General features: G+C 36.8%; 14 protein-coding genes. 8 read left to right on the top strand and 6 right to left on the bottom strand.

What is annotated here, in order from left to right:
* Positions 1-13: 13 nt before the first annotated feature.
* On the bottom strand, positions 14-1,681 hold the full coding sequence (gene rnjA / locus BK585_RS16605) for a ribonuclease J1 (protein WP_078554976.1): 1,668 nt from the start codon (positions 1,679-1,681) through the stop codon (positions 14-16).
* Between the two features lie 3 nt (positions 1,682-1,684).
* Entirely contained in the window at positions 1,685-1,894 is a 210-nt protein-coding gene (locus tag BK585_RS16600; protein ID WP_078554975.1) for a DNA-dependent RNA polymerase subunit epsilon, read from the bottom strand.
* Between the two features lie 374 nt (positions 1,895-2,268).
* Between BK585_RS16600 and BK585_RS16595 the strand changes: the two genes are divergently transcribed.
* Positions 2,269-3,051 carry a Cof-type HAD-IIB family hydrolase gene (locus BK585_RS16595; RefSeq protein WP_078556864.1) on the top strand — a complete coding sequence of 261 codons (783 nt, stop codon included), beginning with the start codon at positions 2,269-2,271 and terminating at the stop codon, positions 3,049-3,051.
* 360 nt (positions 3,052-3,411) lie between these two features.
* Here BK585_RS16595 and def read toward each other — a convergent pair whose 3' ends face one another.
* Both def and BK585_RS16585 read right to left on the bottom strand, forming a co-directional pair.
* On the bottom strand, positions 3,412-3,948 hold the full coding sequence (def, locus tag BK585_RS16590; RefSeq protein WP_078554973.1) for a peptide deformylase: 537 nt from the start codon (positions 3,946-3,948) through the stop codon (positions 3,412-3,414).
* A gap of 142 nt (positions 3,949-4,090) precedes the next feature.
* A complete protein-coding gene (locus BK585_RS16585) occupies positions 4,091-4,270 on the bottom strand; it encodes a YjcZ family sporulation protein (RefSeq protein WP_078554972.1) in 180 nt (59 codons plus the stop codon).
* A 297-nt stretch (positions 4,271-4,567) separates the two neighbouring features.
* On the opposite strand from BK585_RS16585, the gene BK585_RS16580 reads away from it, so the two are divergent.
* From BK585_RS16580 to lpdA, 5 genes are all read left to right on the top strand, one after another.
* Complete coding sequence (locus BK585_RS16580) at positions 4,568-5,221, top strand: YkyA family protein (RefSeq protein WP_078554970.1); 654 nt, start codon at positions 4,568-4,570, stop codon at positions 5,219-5,221.
* Between the two features lie 451 nt (positions 5,222-5,672).
* The gene (pdhA, locus tag BK585_RS16575; protein WP_078556862.1) at positions 5,673-6,713 is read left to right on the top strand and encodes a pyruvate dehydrogenase (acetyl-transferring) E1 component subunit alpha; all 1,041 of its coding nucleotides are present in this window, start codon (positions 5,673-5,675) and stop codon (positions 6,711-6,713) included.
* A gap of 2 nt (positions 6,714-6,715) precedes the next feature.
* Entirely contained in the window at positions 6,716-7,693 is a 978-nt protein-coding gene (locus tag BK585_RS16570) for an alpha-ketoacid dehydrogenase subunit beta (RefSeq protein ID WP_078554968.1), read from the top strand.
* A 54-nt stretch (positions 7,694-7,747) separates the two neighbouring features.
* Positions 7,748-9,043 carry a dihydrolipoamide acetyltransferase family protein gene (locus BK585_RS16565; RefSeq protein WP_078554967.1) on the top strand — a complete coding sequence of 432 codons (1,296 nt, stop codon included), beginning with the start codon at positions 7,748-7,750 and terminating at the stop codon, positions 9,041-9,043.
* Positions 9,044-9,047: 4 nt separating this feature from the next.
* Positions 9,048-10,457 (top strand): dihydrolipoyl dehydrogenase, encoded by a 1,410-nt coding sequence (lpdA, locus tag BK585_RS16560; protein WP_078554965.1) that lies wholly within the window; start codon positions 9,048-9,050, stop codon positions 10,455-10,457.
* Positions 10,458-10,567: 110 nt separating this feature from the next.
* On the opposite strand, the gene BK585_RS16555 is transcribed toward lpdA, so the two are convergent.
* On the bottom strand, positions 10,568-10,954 hold the full coding sequence (locus BK585_RS16555) for a thioredoxin domain-containing protein (RefSeq protein WP_078554963.1): 387 nt from the start codon (positions 10,952-10,954) through the stop codon (positions 10,568-10,570).
* A gap of 201 nt (positions 10,955-11,155) precedes the next feature.
* Positions 11,156-12,199 carry an FUSC family protein gene (locus tag BK585_RS16550; RefSeq protein ID WP_078554961.1) on the bottom strand — a complete coding sequence of 348 codons (1,044 nt, stop codon included), beginning with the start codon at positions 12,197-12,199 and terminating at the stop codon, positions 11,156-11,158.
* Between the two features lie 138 nt (positions 12,200-12,337).
* Here BK585_RS16550 and BK585_RS16545 point away from each other — a divergent pair, with 138 nt between their 5' ends.
* Both BK585_RS16545 and BK585_RS16540 read left to right on the top strand, forming a co-directional pair.
* On the top strand, positions 12,338-13,192 hold the full coding sequence (locus BK585_RS16545; RefSeq protein ID WP_078554959.1) for a polysaccharide deacetylase family protein: 855 nt from the start codon (positions 12,338-12,340) through the stop codon (positions 13,190-13,192).
* 204 nt (positions 13,193-13,396) lie between these two features.
* Positions 13,397-14,482, top strand: a complete 1,086-nt coding sequence (locus tag BK585_RS16540) for a M23 family metallopeptidase (RefSeq protein ID WP_078554957.1) — start codon at positions 13,397-13,399, stop codon at positions 14,480-14,482.
* Positions 14,483-14,495: the final 13 nt, after the last annotated feature.

Raw genomic sequence — 14,495 nt, 5'->3', positions numbered from 1 at the left:
GTATCAAACTTACTTACACTTCCATGATGATTGGAAGTATCATCGGTTTTCTTTTTGTCTTTTCAAATAAGAAAGGTCCAAGTGCGTCTGAGATCTCATTTTTAATTTCTGACCATTGTGATGTTTTTCTTTCCATAATCGTATTGAGATGGGAAGCTAACATTTGTTGAGCATCTTGAATTAGGTCCCCAGATTCCCTCATATAAACAAAACCACGGGAAATAATATCTGGTCCTGCTGTTACTTTAAACTCTTTCATGTTTAAGCTAACAACAACGACAACTAACCCTTCCTCAGATAAAATTCGTCGGTCACGTAAGACGATATTTCCGATGTCTCCAATACCATTTCCATCTACATAAACTGAACCTGAAGGGATTTTACCCGCAATCATCGCTTCATTCTCATTTAGTGCCAATACTTCTCCATTGTCCATAATAAAACAATTTTCTTTCTTCACATCGCACTCTTCAGCAAGCTTAGTGTGCATTTTTAGCATTCTATATTCACCGTGAATGGGCATAAAGTATTTTGGTTTCATTAAACGGATCATAAGTTTCTGCTCTTCTTGTCCACCATGACCAGAAGTATGAATATCGCTTAAAGAACCGTGAATGACATTTGCACCTGCACGATAAAGTTGGTTGATCGTTTTACTTACACTAATCGTATTACCCGGAATAGGTGAAGATGAGAAAACAACAGTGTCTCCTGGAATAATTTGAATTTGACGATGTGTGCCAAAGGCGATTCGTGATAAAGCAGCCATTGGTTCACCTTGACTACCTGTACAAAGAATGGTTACTTGGTTGTCAGGTAACTTATTAATCTGGCTTGCATCAATAAATGTATTTTTAGGTGCATCGATATATCCAAGTTCTTGTCCAATTGTAATAGCAGACTCCATGCTTCTTCCAAATATTGCAACTTTTCTACCGTGCTTAACAGCAGACTCAATGACTTGTTGCAACCTGTGAATGTTAGAAGCAAATGTCGCAAATATAATTCGACCATCAACTTTGCGGAAAATACTTTCGATACTATCTCCCACTTTTCGTTCAGACATAGTGAAATCTGGAACTTCACTATTCGTACTATCTGAAAGAAGACAAAGCACACCTTCTTCTCCGATTTTTGCCATTTTTGTTAAATTGGCAGGCTCTCCAACAGGAGTAAAATCAAATTTAAAATCACCAGTGTGAACAATCTTCCCTGGTGGCGTATCAACTACTACTCCATAAGCATCAGGGATGCTGTGTGTTGTTCGATAAAAAGAAACAGAAGTTTTCCCAAACTTTATTATTTTATCTTCGGTGATTTCATGAAGTTTTGCTTTTCTTAGTAACCCATGTTCCTCGAGTTTTCCTTTAAGTAATCCAAGTGCAAGTTTCCCGCCGTAGATAGGTACATTCACTTGGCGTAATAAATAAGGGATCCCACCTATATGATCCTCATGTCCATGAGTAATAAATAAACCTTTGATTTTATCTTCATTTCTAACTAGATACGTATAATCAGGAATGACGTAATCAATTCCAAGAAGTTCATCTTCGGGAAATTTAATCCCAGCATCAATTAAAATGATTTCATCTTGAAATTGTACTGCATAGGTGTTTTTTCCGATCTCACCAAGACCACCTAATGCAAAAACTGTCACTTGATTGTTTTTAATTTGTTTCATACGTTATATCTTCTCCACAGAAAAATCTTCATTTTGTTGTTCGTACTCTAAAAATGCCCCTGTAACAGGTGTAACGAATTCGATATTATACTGATGGTCTTTTAACTTAAGGCGAACATCCTGTTCACTTTCACCTTCAATATATATTGATTTTGTATTTTCTCTAACAGGTACCTGTGTAAAATTGTCTTGAAAATAAACTTTAAAAATCATACGACCTCTCCTTAAAGCGATTTAGTTTCTTCAATTATAAATGAAAGTGGATTAATTTTCATGTATTTCATATTTTTATTTTTTTAACCAACTACATGAATTCTATACACTTTTCTAAGGAGTTTCAACCATTCGCTTTTTCGGAAGCAGGTCACGGCAATGTTTTAGTATCTTTTTCTTAATTTTTTTTAACATCTGTACCGGTCTCCTTTCTTCATTTTTTCCCTGAGTTTGTTATTCATAGTATTGGAAAAAATCGCATGAATTGTGCAAGGTAAATACTCCCTTCTTATACTTGTGCAGCTTTTCTTTTTTTTGTATTTCATTCATAATGGGTGAAGTAATAGGTTATAAAGAGAAGAGGAGTGGAGTACATCTTGAAAAAAATAGTTTTTTTTGACATTGATGGTACATTGTATGATGAAGAAAAAAGAATTCCTGATTCGACGGTCAGCGCAATTAGCGCTTTAAAAGAAGAGGGTATAGACGTAGCTATAGCAACAGGGCGAGCTCCTTTTATGTTTGCTGATTTACGAGAAAAATTAGGAATTGATACATATGTTTCATTAAATGGTTCCTTTGTGGTTTATCAAGATGAAGTAGTATTCACAAAACCATTAGAAGCTGAATTACTTACAAAACTAGAAAAAGAAGCAAAACAGCTTAATCATCCTATTGTTTATGTTCATAGTGATGATCATTACGCGAATGAAGAGAACCATCCTTTTATCGTAGAAAGTATCGGTTCTTTAAAAATAAAAAAACCAGAGTACAATCCTAAATTCTCTGAAACATCTGAAGTGTACCAAGCCCTTTTATTTTGCGATGGGTCTAATGAGGATATTTATAAAGTAGGTCACCCTCACTTTGATTTTATCCGTTGGCATCCTTATTCAGTTGACGTGATTCCAGGTGGAGGTTCGAAAGCAAAAGGAATTGAAGTGTTACTAGAGAAAGTGGGTATCCCTGTTGAGAACTCCTATGCTTTTGGAGATGAATTAAATGATTTACAGATGCTTCAGTATGTTGGTACTGGTGTTGCTATGGGGAATGGCCGTGATGAAGTAAAAGCTGTAGCAAATTATGTCACGAAAACAGTCACAGAAGATGGAATTTTACATGGACTTAAGCATGTGGGATTACTAAAAGGAAAATAAAGAACTTTAGTGTTTTTCAAAGAGGCCGGAACAAAAGGTATACAAACCTTTTGTCCCGGCCTTAATTATTTTCGTGTCATTCACTATGTGGTTTTTAAAAATAATTTCTGATTGATTGATACTCCGAAGAAGAGCTCTAGCTTCGCACGCTACTTGTCAACCAAAAGAACGCCACTTTTGGTTGAACTTTAAAAGATGGTAGCGGCTTTGAACTTAGTTGTTTTGGAAGCTAATTCAGGAAGGGCGATGGCTACGCTCACTGCGCGTGCTTTAATAAGAAGTACACTTAGTAAAGCACTTTTTAAAAGAGGGCAGTGGCTTCACTCATCGCAATTAAGAAAAACAACTTTGTCGTTTTTCTTATACTTCTTTTTTCATTTTATCTTCTAGGCCTTCGATGCGGTCGTAGAACATGATGCCGTTTAGATGATCAATTTCATGTTGGAAAACAATCGCAGGTAAGCCTTTTAAACGATATGTAACTTCTTGGTTATCCATATCATACCCTTTAACTGTAATTCTAGCGTAACGAGGTACCGGCCCGGCTACTTCTCTATCTACAGATAAACAACCTTCTCCATTTTCTAGGTGTGTCATTTCAACCGAATGACTCACGATTTTTGGATTGAATACGACACAACTTAGCTCGCCATCACCTTCGTCTGGAAGATGAACAGCGATGATTCGTTTGCTAATAGCAATTTGAGGAGCAGCAAGTCCAATTCCTGGACGTAGGTCATACTTCTCCGCAATATCAGGGTCTTGGCTGTTTATTACAAATTCAATCATTTGCTTTGCGATTTTCATATCATCAGGTGAAACAGGGATTTCAACATGATCGGCGACTTTACGTAATACGGAATGCCCTTCACGAATGATATCTTTCATTGTTAGCATAAAATTCACTCCTTTTAGCTAGGTACCACTTAAAATAAATGTATGATAATTAGTATACCGTAAGTATAACAAAAATAGGATAAATAAAAAAAGCTCCCAACAAGCAAGGCTTGTTGGGACGCTACGATATTATTATGAAATGTTATGCGCGTGTTCCCCATCCAGCAAAACCTGCTGCTCCTACAATAATTAATAAGATGAAGAGGACAACGATTAAAGCAAAGCCTCTTCCAGCACCTGCGCCTGCAACTGGAGCTGCAGCTACTGGTGCACCATATCCATATCCACAAGGGTCGTAGCATCCGTGTCCGTATCCGTACATTATGACATGACCTCCTTTAAATTTAAATCGCTTTATTACGCGATACAATACTAACATATGCGATCCTTCCGTCTTTGTTTAGATATTTACCCATGTTTTATTAAAATAGGCGACTACCTATATCAAAAAACAGGAAAGAAGTAAAAATAATATGGAATTGCTTGTACTATTTTGCGAGTGCCATAATATAATAGATATTGACAAGTCTAATTTAAAATAAATATTGTTTTCAAAAGTAAAATCGTTTACTGTTTTTATTATATTCATGTCGGAAATAAGTAATTAGGGGGTCTTCAAGTGGCTAAAAATAAAGGTGTTTTATATGTAGTTTTTGGTTTTTGTATATTGTTTATAACAGCATGCGGTACAAATCCTGCGGAAACGATGTTTCAACATATGGAGGAAGCGGTTGCTTTAGAAAAAGAATATGAAAATCAGCAACAACCCTTAGTAGAAGCAGAAAAAAAGGAACATGAAATATATGAACAAATTATCATGTTAGGGATGGAAGAGTTTGATGATATTTATGCTTTATCTGAACAAGCAATTGCTATTGTTGAAGAGAGAAGAGAATTAATGAATGCAGAAAAACAAAGCATAGATGCAGGATTTGAAGAATTTATAAAAATTGAAGCAGAAATTGAAAACCTAAATGAAGATATAAAAGGGCTAGCGCTTGAAATGAAAACAGCGATGGAGGAAAGGTATCAATCTTACCAATCATTGTTTGAAGAGTATAACAAAGCCCTAGACTTAGATAAAGTATTGTATGAAATGCTTCAAAGTGAAGATGCTACCATTGATGAATTACAAAATCAAATTGACCAAATTAATTTATCCTATGAAACTGTAATTGAATTAAAAGATATTTTCAATGAACAAACAGTAGAATATAATCAACTTAAACGTGATTTTTATGACGCTGCTGAAATTAATGTAGAATTTGAATGAGTAAAAGGTGTTCCAAAGGGGTAAGAGCCTTATGGAACATCTTTTTTTGTTGAGAATAATAAAAACTGTACTAATAGTGATTGTATTTATTATATAACACAGTATAAATATCTTTTTAATAAGATAAAATGATTGACGGGTTTTACACTATTGGTATAGACTAAACTACGGAAGAGAGATTGTATCACTCCGTTCTTGAAATTACTGATACAGTTTTTCGATAAAGATAAGTTCACAGTCGATCATATGTTTTTATCATAATGAATGATTGTCAATAACAAATAAATAAAGACAAAAACGTTGTGGTGTAATGGATAGAATCAAAGATGGGTATCCTACTATTGATTGTAAATGTGAACAGCAATAATAAATTGGATTATTTTTAAGTGGAAAGGAAGAGGTGAAAGCATTGAGTACAAAAACAGTAAATCAAGTAGAAGACCAATTTGAAATGTTCCAAATCCTTAATGAAGAAGGAGAAGTTGTTAATGAAGGAGCTTTACCTGACTTAACAGAGGAACAATTACAAGAATTAATGAGACGTATGGTATACACTCGTATTTGGGATCAACGTGCGATTTCTCTGAATAGACAAGGGCGTTTAGGTTTCTATGCACCTGTATCGGGACAAGAGGCTTCTATGCTTGGTACACAGTTTGCATTGGATAAAGAAGACTGGATTTTACCAGGCTATCGTGACATTCCACAAATCGTATTTCATGGATTACCACTCTATCAAGCATTCCTATATTCTAGAGGACACTTTGGTGGGGGGCAAATCCCTGATGGAGTCAATGTATTAATGCCACAAATCATCATTGGAGCTCAAATCGTTCAAGCTGCTGGTGTTGCTCTTGGTTTAAAGAAAAAAGGGAAAAATAATGTAGCTATTACGTACACTGGTGATGGTGGAGCGTCTCAAGGGGATTTCTATGAAGGAATGAACTTTGCTGGTGCATACAAAGCTCCTGCTATTTTTGTTGTGCAAAATAATCGTTTTGCGATTTCAGTTCCTGTTGAAAAACAATCAGCCGCTAAAACGATCGCACAAAAAGCGGTTGCAGCGGGTATCGATGGAATTCAAGTAGACGGTATGGATATTTTAGCGGTTTATGCTGCTACAAAGCAAGCTCGTGAGCGTGCTCTTGAAGGAGTTCCTACGTTAATTGAAACAATGTGTTATCGTTACGGCCCACATACAATGGCTGGTGATGACCCGACACGTTACCGTACTTCAGATTTAGATGATGAATGGGAAAAGAAAGACCCAATTGTTCGTTTCCGTAAATACCTAGAAGGTAAAGGATTATGGAACGAAGAAATGGAAAATGAAACAGTTGATAAAGCAAAAGAAGATATAAAAGAAGCGATTAAGAAGGCAGATTCAGCTCCGAAGCAAAAAGTAACAGACTTAATCGGATTCATGTTTGAAGAACTTCCACATAACCTCCGTGAGCAAATGGAAGAATACACAGCGAAGGAGTCGAAATAACCATGGCGCAAATGACAATGATTCAAGCGATTACCGACGCGATGCGGAATGAGCTTAAAGTAAATGAAAATGTTCTAGTATTCGGTGAAGATGTAGGTCAAAACGGTGGTGTATTCCGTGCGACTGAAGGATTACAAAAAGAATTTGGTGAAGATAGAGTATTTGATACACCATTAGCTGAATCAGGGATTGGTGGTCTAGCAATTGGGTTAGGTTTAACAGGATTCCGTCCGGTTATGGAAATCCAGTTCTTCGGTTTCTTATTCGAAGTTTTTGACTCAGTAGCAGCTCAAATGGCACGTATGCGTTACCGTTCAGGTGGGCAGTATTCATCACCTGTTACCATTCGTGCTCCTTTCGGTGGAGGCGTAAAAACACCTGAGCTTCATGCAGATAATCTAGAAGGATTAGTTGCTCAAACACCTGGATTAAAAGTGGTTATCCCAGCAACTCCTTATGATGCTAAAGGTCTTTTAATCTCTGCGATTAGAGACAATGATCCGGTTGTTTTCTTAGAACATATGAAACTGTATCGTTCGTTTAGAGGAGAAGTTCCTGAAGAGGAGTATACAATTCCATTAGGTGTAGCAGATGTAAAACGTGAAGGGAAAGATATCACAATTGTTACATATGGTGCAATGGTGCACTCTTCATTAAAAGCAGCCGAAGAGCTTGAAAAAGAAGGAATAGACGCTGAAGTTATTGATTTACGTACGATTAGTCCTTTTGATATCGATACGGTTATGAGTTCAATTGAAAAAACAAACCGTGCCCTTGTTGTACAAGAGGCCCAAAAACAAGCTGGTATTGGTGCAAATATCGTAGCTGAAATTGTGGAAAGAGGAATTCTACATTTAGATGCTCCTGTTTTACGCGTAGCCGCTCCTGATACAGTGTTCCCATTTGCATCTGCGGAAGATGTATGGCTTCCTGACTTTAAAGACATTGTTGAAAAAGCAAAATTCATTGTGAATTTCTAAGGAACAAAGGTTAGCTCTAAACGTTAATTTTTAAAATAAAGGGAGGCATATAACGTGGCATATGAATTTAAACTTCCGGATATCGGCGAAGGTATTCACGAAGGTGAGATTGTCAAATGGTTTGTAAAACCTGGTGATGAAATTAAAGAAGATGATATCCTACTTGAAGTTCAAAATGATAAAGCAGTCGTAGAAATCCCATCTCCAGTAGATGGAAAAGTGTTAGAAATCAAAGTAGAAGAAGGGACAGTTTCTATCGTTGGTGATGTATTACTAACGATTGATGCAGGTGATGCGGTTCCACCTCCTTCTGCACATGGAGACCATGATGATACGCCAAAAGTAGAAGAGCAAAAGCAAGAAACAGCTCCAGCAAATGCTACTCAACCTACTACAGCAGAAGATGAAGTGGATGGGGCACGAGTTATTGCAATGCCATCAGTTCGTAAGTATGCTCGTGACAAAGGTATCAACATTGGTAAGGTGAAAGGTACAGCGAAAAACGGACGTGTAACCAAAGCAGATGTGGATGCTTACTTAAGTGGTGGACAACCAGAAGCAGAAGCTACACAACAAGAAACGGAATCTGCTCAACAACAACCTTCTGGAGGATCTAAAAAAGCTGCACCAGTAGCAATCCCTCAAGGAGACCTTGAAGAAAGAGTACCATTAAAAGGAATTCGTAAAGCAATAGCTAATGCAATGGTGAATTCTAAACAAACAGCTCCACATGTAACACATATGGATGAGGTTGATGTAACAGCTCTTGTTGCTCATCGCAAACAATATAAGGAAGTGGCCGCTCAAAAAGGAATTAAACTAACATACTTGCCTTACATCGTAAAAGCATTAACGAGTGCCCTTCGCGAATACCCAACGTTAAACGCTTCTATTGATGATGCAAATGAAGAGATTGTTTATAAAAAGTATTTCAATATCGGAATTGCAGCTGATACAGAACAAGGGTTAGTAGTTCCTGTGATTAAAGATGCAGACCGAAAATCAGTTTATATGATTGCAAATGAAATTGGTGAGTTAGCAGTTAAAGCTAGAGACGGTAAACTAAGTCCTAACGAAATGAAAGGCGGAAGTTGTACAATTTCTAACCTTGGTTCGGCACGTGGACAATGGTTTACACCAATTATCAATCACCCTGAAGTGGCGATCTTAGGAATTGGAAGAATTGACGAAAAGCCAATCGTAAAAAATGGTGAGATTGTAGCGGCTCCTGTTCTTGCTCTATCGATTAGCTATGACCACAGATTAATTGATGGTGTAACAGCTCAAAATGCATTAAACCATATCAAACGATTATTAAACGACCCACAATTACTAATAATGGAGGGATAAAGCCATGGTAGTAGGAGATTTTCCAGAAGAGGTAGATACGCTTGTCATTGGTTCAGGTCCAGGTGGATATGTGGCAGCCATACGTGCTGCCCAACTTGGTCAAAGTGTAACAGTAGTTGAAAGAGGAGAACTAGGCGGCGTTTGTTTAAATGTTGGTTGTATCCCTTCAAAAGCGTTGATTTCAGCTGGTCATCGTGTCCATCATGCGAAGCATTCTGAAGACATGGGAATATCGGTTGAAAAGGTAAATATCGATTTTAGTAAAGTACAAGAGTGGAAAGCTTCAGTTGTAAAAAAATTAACAGGTGGAGTAGCTGGTCTATTAAAAGGAAATAAAGTAAATGTTGTCAAAGGTGAAGCGTACTTTGTTGACAACACTACTGTGAAAGTGATGGACGAAAAGCATTCTCAAACGTACAAGTTCAAAAATTGTATTATTGCAACAGGTTCTACACCAATTGAACTTCCAAGCTTTAAATACAATGACCGTGTCATTAATTCTACTGGTGCTCTTGCGCTTAAAGAAATTCCGAAGAAAATGGTTGTCATTGGTGGAGGTTACATTGGAATCGAACTTTCTGGTGCATATGCGAACTTAGGAACTGAAATCATAGTCTTAGAGGGAACAAAACAAATCCTTGCTGGTTTTGAAAAACAAATGAGCTCAATCGTAGCTCGCCGTTTGAAGAAAAGTGGGGTAACTATACACAATGAAGCTATGGCTAAAGGTGTTGAAAAGACAGAAAACGGTGTAAAGGTTACTTTTGAAGTAAATGGTAAGCAGGAAGTCATAGAAGCTGACTATTGTTTGGTTACCGTTGGACGTCGTCCGAACACAGATGAGCTTGGTTTAGAGCAAGCGGGTGTTGAACTTGACGAACGTGGATTAGTAAAAGTTGATAAACAATGTCGTTCATCTCAACCAAACATTTACGCTATTGGCGATATTATTTCTGGACCACCGTTGGCACATAAAGCTTCTTATGAAGGTAAAATTGCAGCAGAAGCAATTGGTGGACACACTGCAGAAATTGATTATTTAGCGATTCCGGCAGTTGTTTTCTCTGACCCAGAATTAGCAAGTGTCGGCTATACAGAAAAAGAAGCTCAAGAACAAGGATATGAAGTTCTTGCTTCGAAGTTTCCGTTTGCAGCAAACGGTCGTGCTTTATCGTTAAATGATACAGATGGATTCTTGAAACTAGTTACTCGTAAAGAAGATGGACTAGTAATTGGTGCTCAAGTAGCAGGACCAAATGCGTCTGATGTCATTGCTGAGCTTGGACTAGCAATTGAAGCTGGAATGACAGCTGAAGATATTGCACTTACGATTCATGCTCACCCAACGTTAGGTGAAATTACAATGGAGGCTGCTGAGGTAGCCCTTGGAACTCCAATTCATATTGTAAAATAATAAACATAGGATAAACAAAAGGCAGCTATGAGTTAATCATAGCTGCTTCTTTTTATAAGTATAAAGGTTATTGTTCAAATTACTGAGCACAAAGTCAAATGTTTCGGCTTTTAGGCCTCAGGAATGATAATCTCATATAGTTTCGTTTTTATGACTTCCTTATCTCTTTTCCCTTCTATCCGGAGTACAATCGAGCTTCCTTCAAGAATAATTAATGTAGGGTACTCTGTAATATTATAATAGCGTATGATGTCTCGATTCTCAGAATTAATAATATCAAAAGGGATTTCATGTTCTGGATATTGTTTTCTAAGTTCAAGAAGGGCATCATAAAAGCTAGATTCATAATTGAGTGAACTATCATTAGAGAAGAGCAAGGTTATATACTCCTCGTCTTCTAATTCATAAGGATTTGTGATCGCGGCTTCACTAGACCAACATCCAGTTTGTATAAATAGGAAAGTTAGTAGAAGCATATATGAAATTGAATGTTTCATTATGTCGTTCACTTCCTTTATTAATGATTTCACTCTAAGTCATTTTAACATGTCAGGAAATGGAATAGATCATAGTAACAAAAATGTAATAAAAACGAAATGAAAATCTAAAAGATATCACTTTGGTATAAAATAAAGGATTTTTTTCAGGGCACCACGAAAAAAAGGGTGCTCCTAAGAGGGGCACCCTATTGGTATTATTCATTCATATTGGATTCGGGTACCAAACACATACTTAGGATAGCTCTTTTCAGTAGAAGAGTATACTCTTTCTTCTTCGGTCAGCTTAGAGATTTTTTCTGCTAACGAATAGAGTGAATACATTTCATAGTAGACTTTTGCTAATGGAGTGCTATTATCTAAGTAAAAAATGGAAAGCTCTTTTCTTAATTCTTCTTTCATTAAATGATGCTCCGGGTTCATTTCATGAAAAGGGTCCTGTAATATATCAGCAAGAGTATCACTCATTTTTATTAATTGTTGTTTTTGTTGGTTGTTAATAACAAGTTGGTCAAGCCGGCTATAGGATAAGCTACCAATATGAAACAAAATTTGTTGTAAATAATGCAGTTTTTCCTGTAGGAAATGAAACGAACGTTTTTCGTTTTCTTCAAAACTTCTATATTTCCATTCATCTTCTTGAAACTGGGTAAGTTGAAATGCTTTATCCATTTCTTGTGATAGTTCCCGGTAGGACGAAGAACTTACAATTCCATCTTTTGTTATTTGCGAAATCAACTGTGTAAAAGTAGTTGCTACCTCTTTATATAAATAATCGACTTTTTTTACTACAATTGGACCAAAGCGTGGAGGTAAAATGACAAAATTAACAAGAGTAGATACTAATATACCTACAGTTGTACCAGAAAGCCTTGTTAAAAAATCGAATATGAAACTGTCACTTGTACCTGGAATCATTGCAACGGCAGTTAATGTAGCTACCAAAGTTCCTGTATCTAGTTTTAAACGCGCGCAGGCTACAATGGTAAGCATGGCTACAACGGCATAAGTTAATGCAGATTGTCCTAAAATAATGTCCATAACAATCGCAAAACTAGCACCAATAGCTGCTGCAGGTAAACGAATGATTCCTTTTTTGATCGAATCGGCTGCAGTGGGTTCCGTAGTTACTATTGCAGTTATCACTGCAAAGACAACGGGTAAATCAAAAAGCTTACAAATCGTTGCTGTGATAAAAACAGCTAATCCAGTTTTTATTACTCTTCTGCCTATCCATTTTGTCATATATATCACCTAGGTTAAATGCAATATTCATAGTATTAACTTCCAGTTATTTGTTATGCAAATCTGTAATGATTTCTTATACTTTCTTTGATACTAAGAGTAAGAAAAATAAAATGGTGAATAGGAAGGGATGTGTGTATGAAACAATTATTTGGTCTTATCGTACTCGTTGTATTGTTAATGGCATGTAATGGAGGACAACAACCCACTAATCCACCTGAACAAACTGCACAAAATGGGGTTGAAATCGGCGAGGAACCAAGGAGCATTGATGAAGAGATTGCTGTTGAGGTTGAACCCCCTATAGAAGAAGAACCAGTGGATGATGTAATTGAAGAGGAAGATACTGAAGAAGTTCCTCCTCAAGAGCCATTATATGAAGTAAATCAGTCGAATTGGAGGATTGAACCAATTGATGATGCTGATGAAGCGGTGGTCTTACTAACAATAGATGATGTACCAGATAAACATAGTCTAGAAATGGCTAAAACATTGAAAAAGCACAATGTAAATGCAATCTATTTCGTTAACGGACATTTTTTACTTACTGATGAAGGCAGAGATCAATTGATATCTTTGCATGAAGACGGATTCGAAATTGGAAATCATACCATGAACCACCCTAATCTAAGTGAATTATCTGCTGAAGAACAACGAAAAGAAATTATTGAGGTTAATGAAAAAATTGAAGAAATTATAGGAGAGCGTCCACGCTTTTTTAGAGCACCATTTGGTGTGAACACGGATGTATCAAGAGAAGTAGTAGAAGAAGAAGGTATGCAGTATATGAACTGGAGCTATGGATATGATTACTTTAATGAGTATAGAGAAGCGGATGCATTAGCAGATATTATGGTAAATGCGCCTGAATTATCACATGGAGCTATTTTATTAATGCATGATCGTGAATGGACAAATGCTGCATTAGACCGAATCATAACTGGGCTTGAGGAGAAAGGATACTCCATTGTCGACCCCGCATTAATTAAGTAGTATATAACTTGATAAGAGACTACAGAGAACGATAATTCTTTCTCTGTAGTCTCTTTGAGTTCCAACAGTGAATGTATTTCGTAAGGGTATAGCTTTTTTTGTGGAAAATAGTTGATGTTGTTTATAGAAGAAAACTTGTCAATTCTTGTAGAATCACGATACAATAGGACAATAATTTTATTTAAAGAGAGAAGAGTTGGGAACATGAGAAAAATAGCAGTGGTTCTTATAGCCCTTGGTCTTGTAGGCTCCTGTCAAAATAATAGTATACCGCAAGAAGAAATTGTAGATATGGAACACGAAGAAACTGCCAATGTTGAGGTGCCGGAAGTTAATGAATTTATTGAGGAGCTCCCAATGGAAATTGCTGCTGATGAGGCAAGGTTTCGGCTGGAGGATTTAATTGATATTGTCGGGGGCACCTATTCTTATGATGAAGTTCATAGGACATTACATGTAAATATAAATAATGATGTATATTATCTTGTGGCTGGTGTTCCAGTTCTAGAACGAAATGGTGAATATCTGGCAAGTGAAGATATCTATTTAATCATTGATGAGGAAGAAATATATTTACCTGCTGCTTTTTTGACAATAGGGATGGGATTGCAAATCGAATATGAGGAGTCCGCAATAGCATTTGAATGGAGAGGACCTACAGAGCGTGTAGGCGGCCCACCAAGTGATTTCGACTTTTTAAATTGGACAAGCGAGGACATGATTGAATTTTTGTCATTTTTTGAAAAACCAATTAAGGATGCGGAAGTTAGCACAATTGCATCTCACCTTCCTGGCGCTGTTCGTGCCTATCGAAACGGATATCATGAAGGCTTAGATTGGTATGGCTTCTCCTCAGGTGGAGAAATTGGTCATGGTACTCCTATTTATGGGATGGCTAAAGGGATTGTAGTTCGGGCAGATCATGATTTTGTTGAATATGAATCTCCAGAAGCACGTAATGAAGACTTAATGGTAACAGCTTTGATAGGGGAGACGCCTGAATATATTTTTGACAGACTACGTGGTCAGCAAGTATGGATACAGTATCCAAATGGGATAATGAGTAGGTTTGCTCATTTATCAGGAATCCCTGAAGATCTTAAGGTTGGGGATAGTATAAATGCTGAAACTGTTATAGGGTACTTAGGGAATTCAGGAACGAGTGGAAGCGTGAATCAGGATTTAAGTGAACTTCATCTCCATCAGGATATTTTAATTTATGGTGAACTTTTTTGGGAACCATTGAGCCAAGATGAAGTACGTGACGTTCTAGTAAGTATATTTCAATAAAAAATGATAGAGG

Source organism: Bacillus alkalicellulosilyticus (genome assembly GCF_002019795.1).
Lineage (GTDB): Bacteria > Bacillota > Bacilli > Bacillales > Bacillaceae_F > Bacillus_AO > Bacillus_AO alkalicellulosilyticum.
This window is presented reverse-complemented; position numbering and strand designations above follow the sequence as displayed.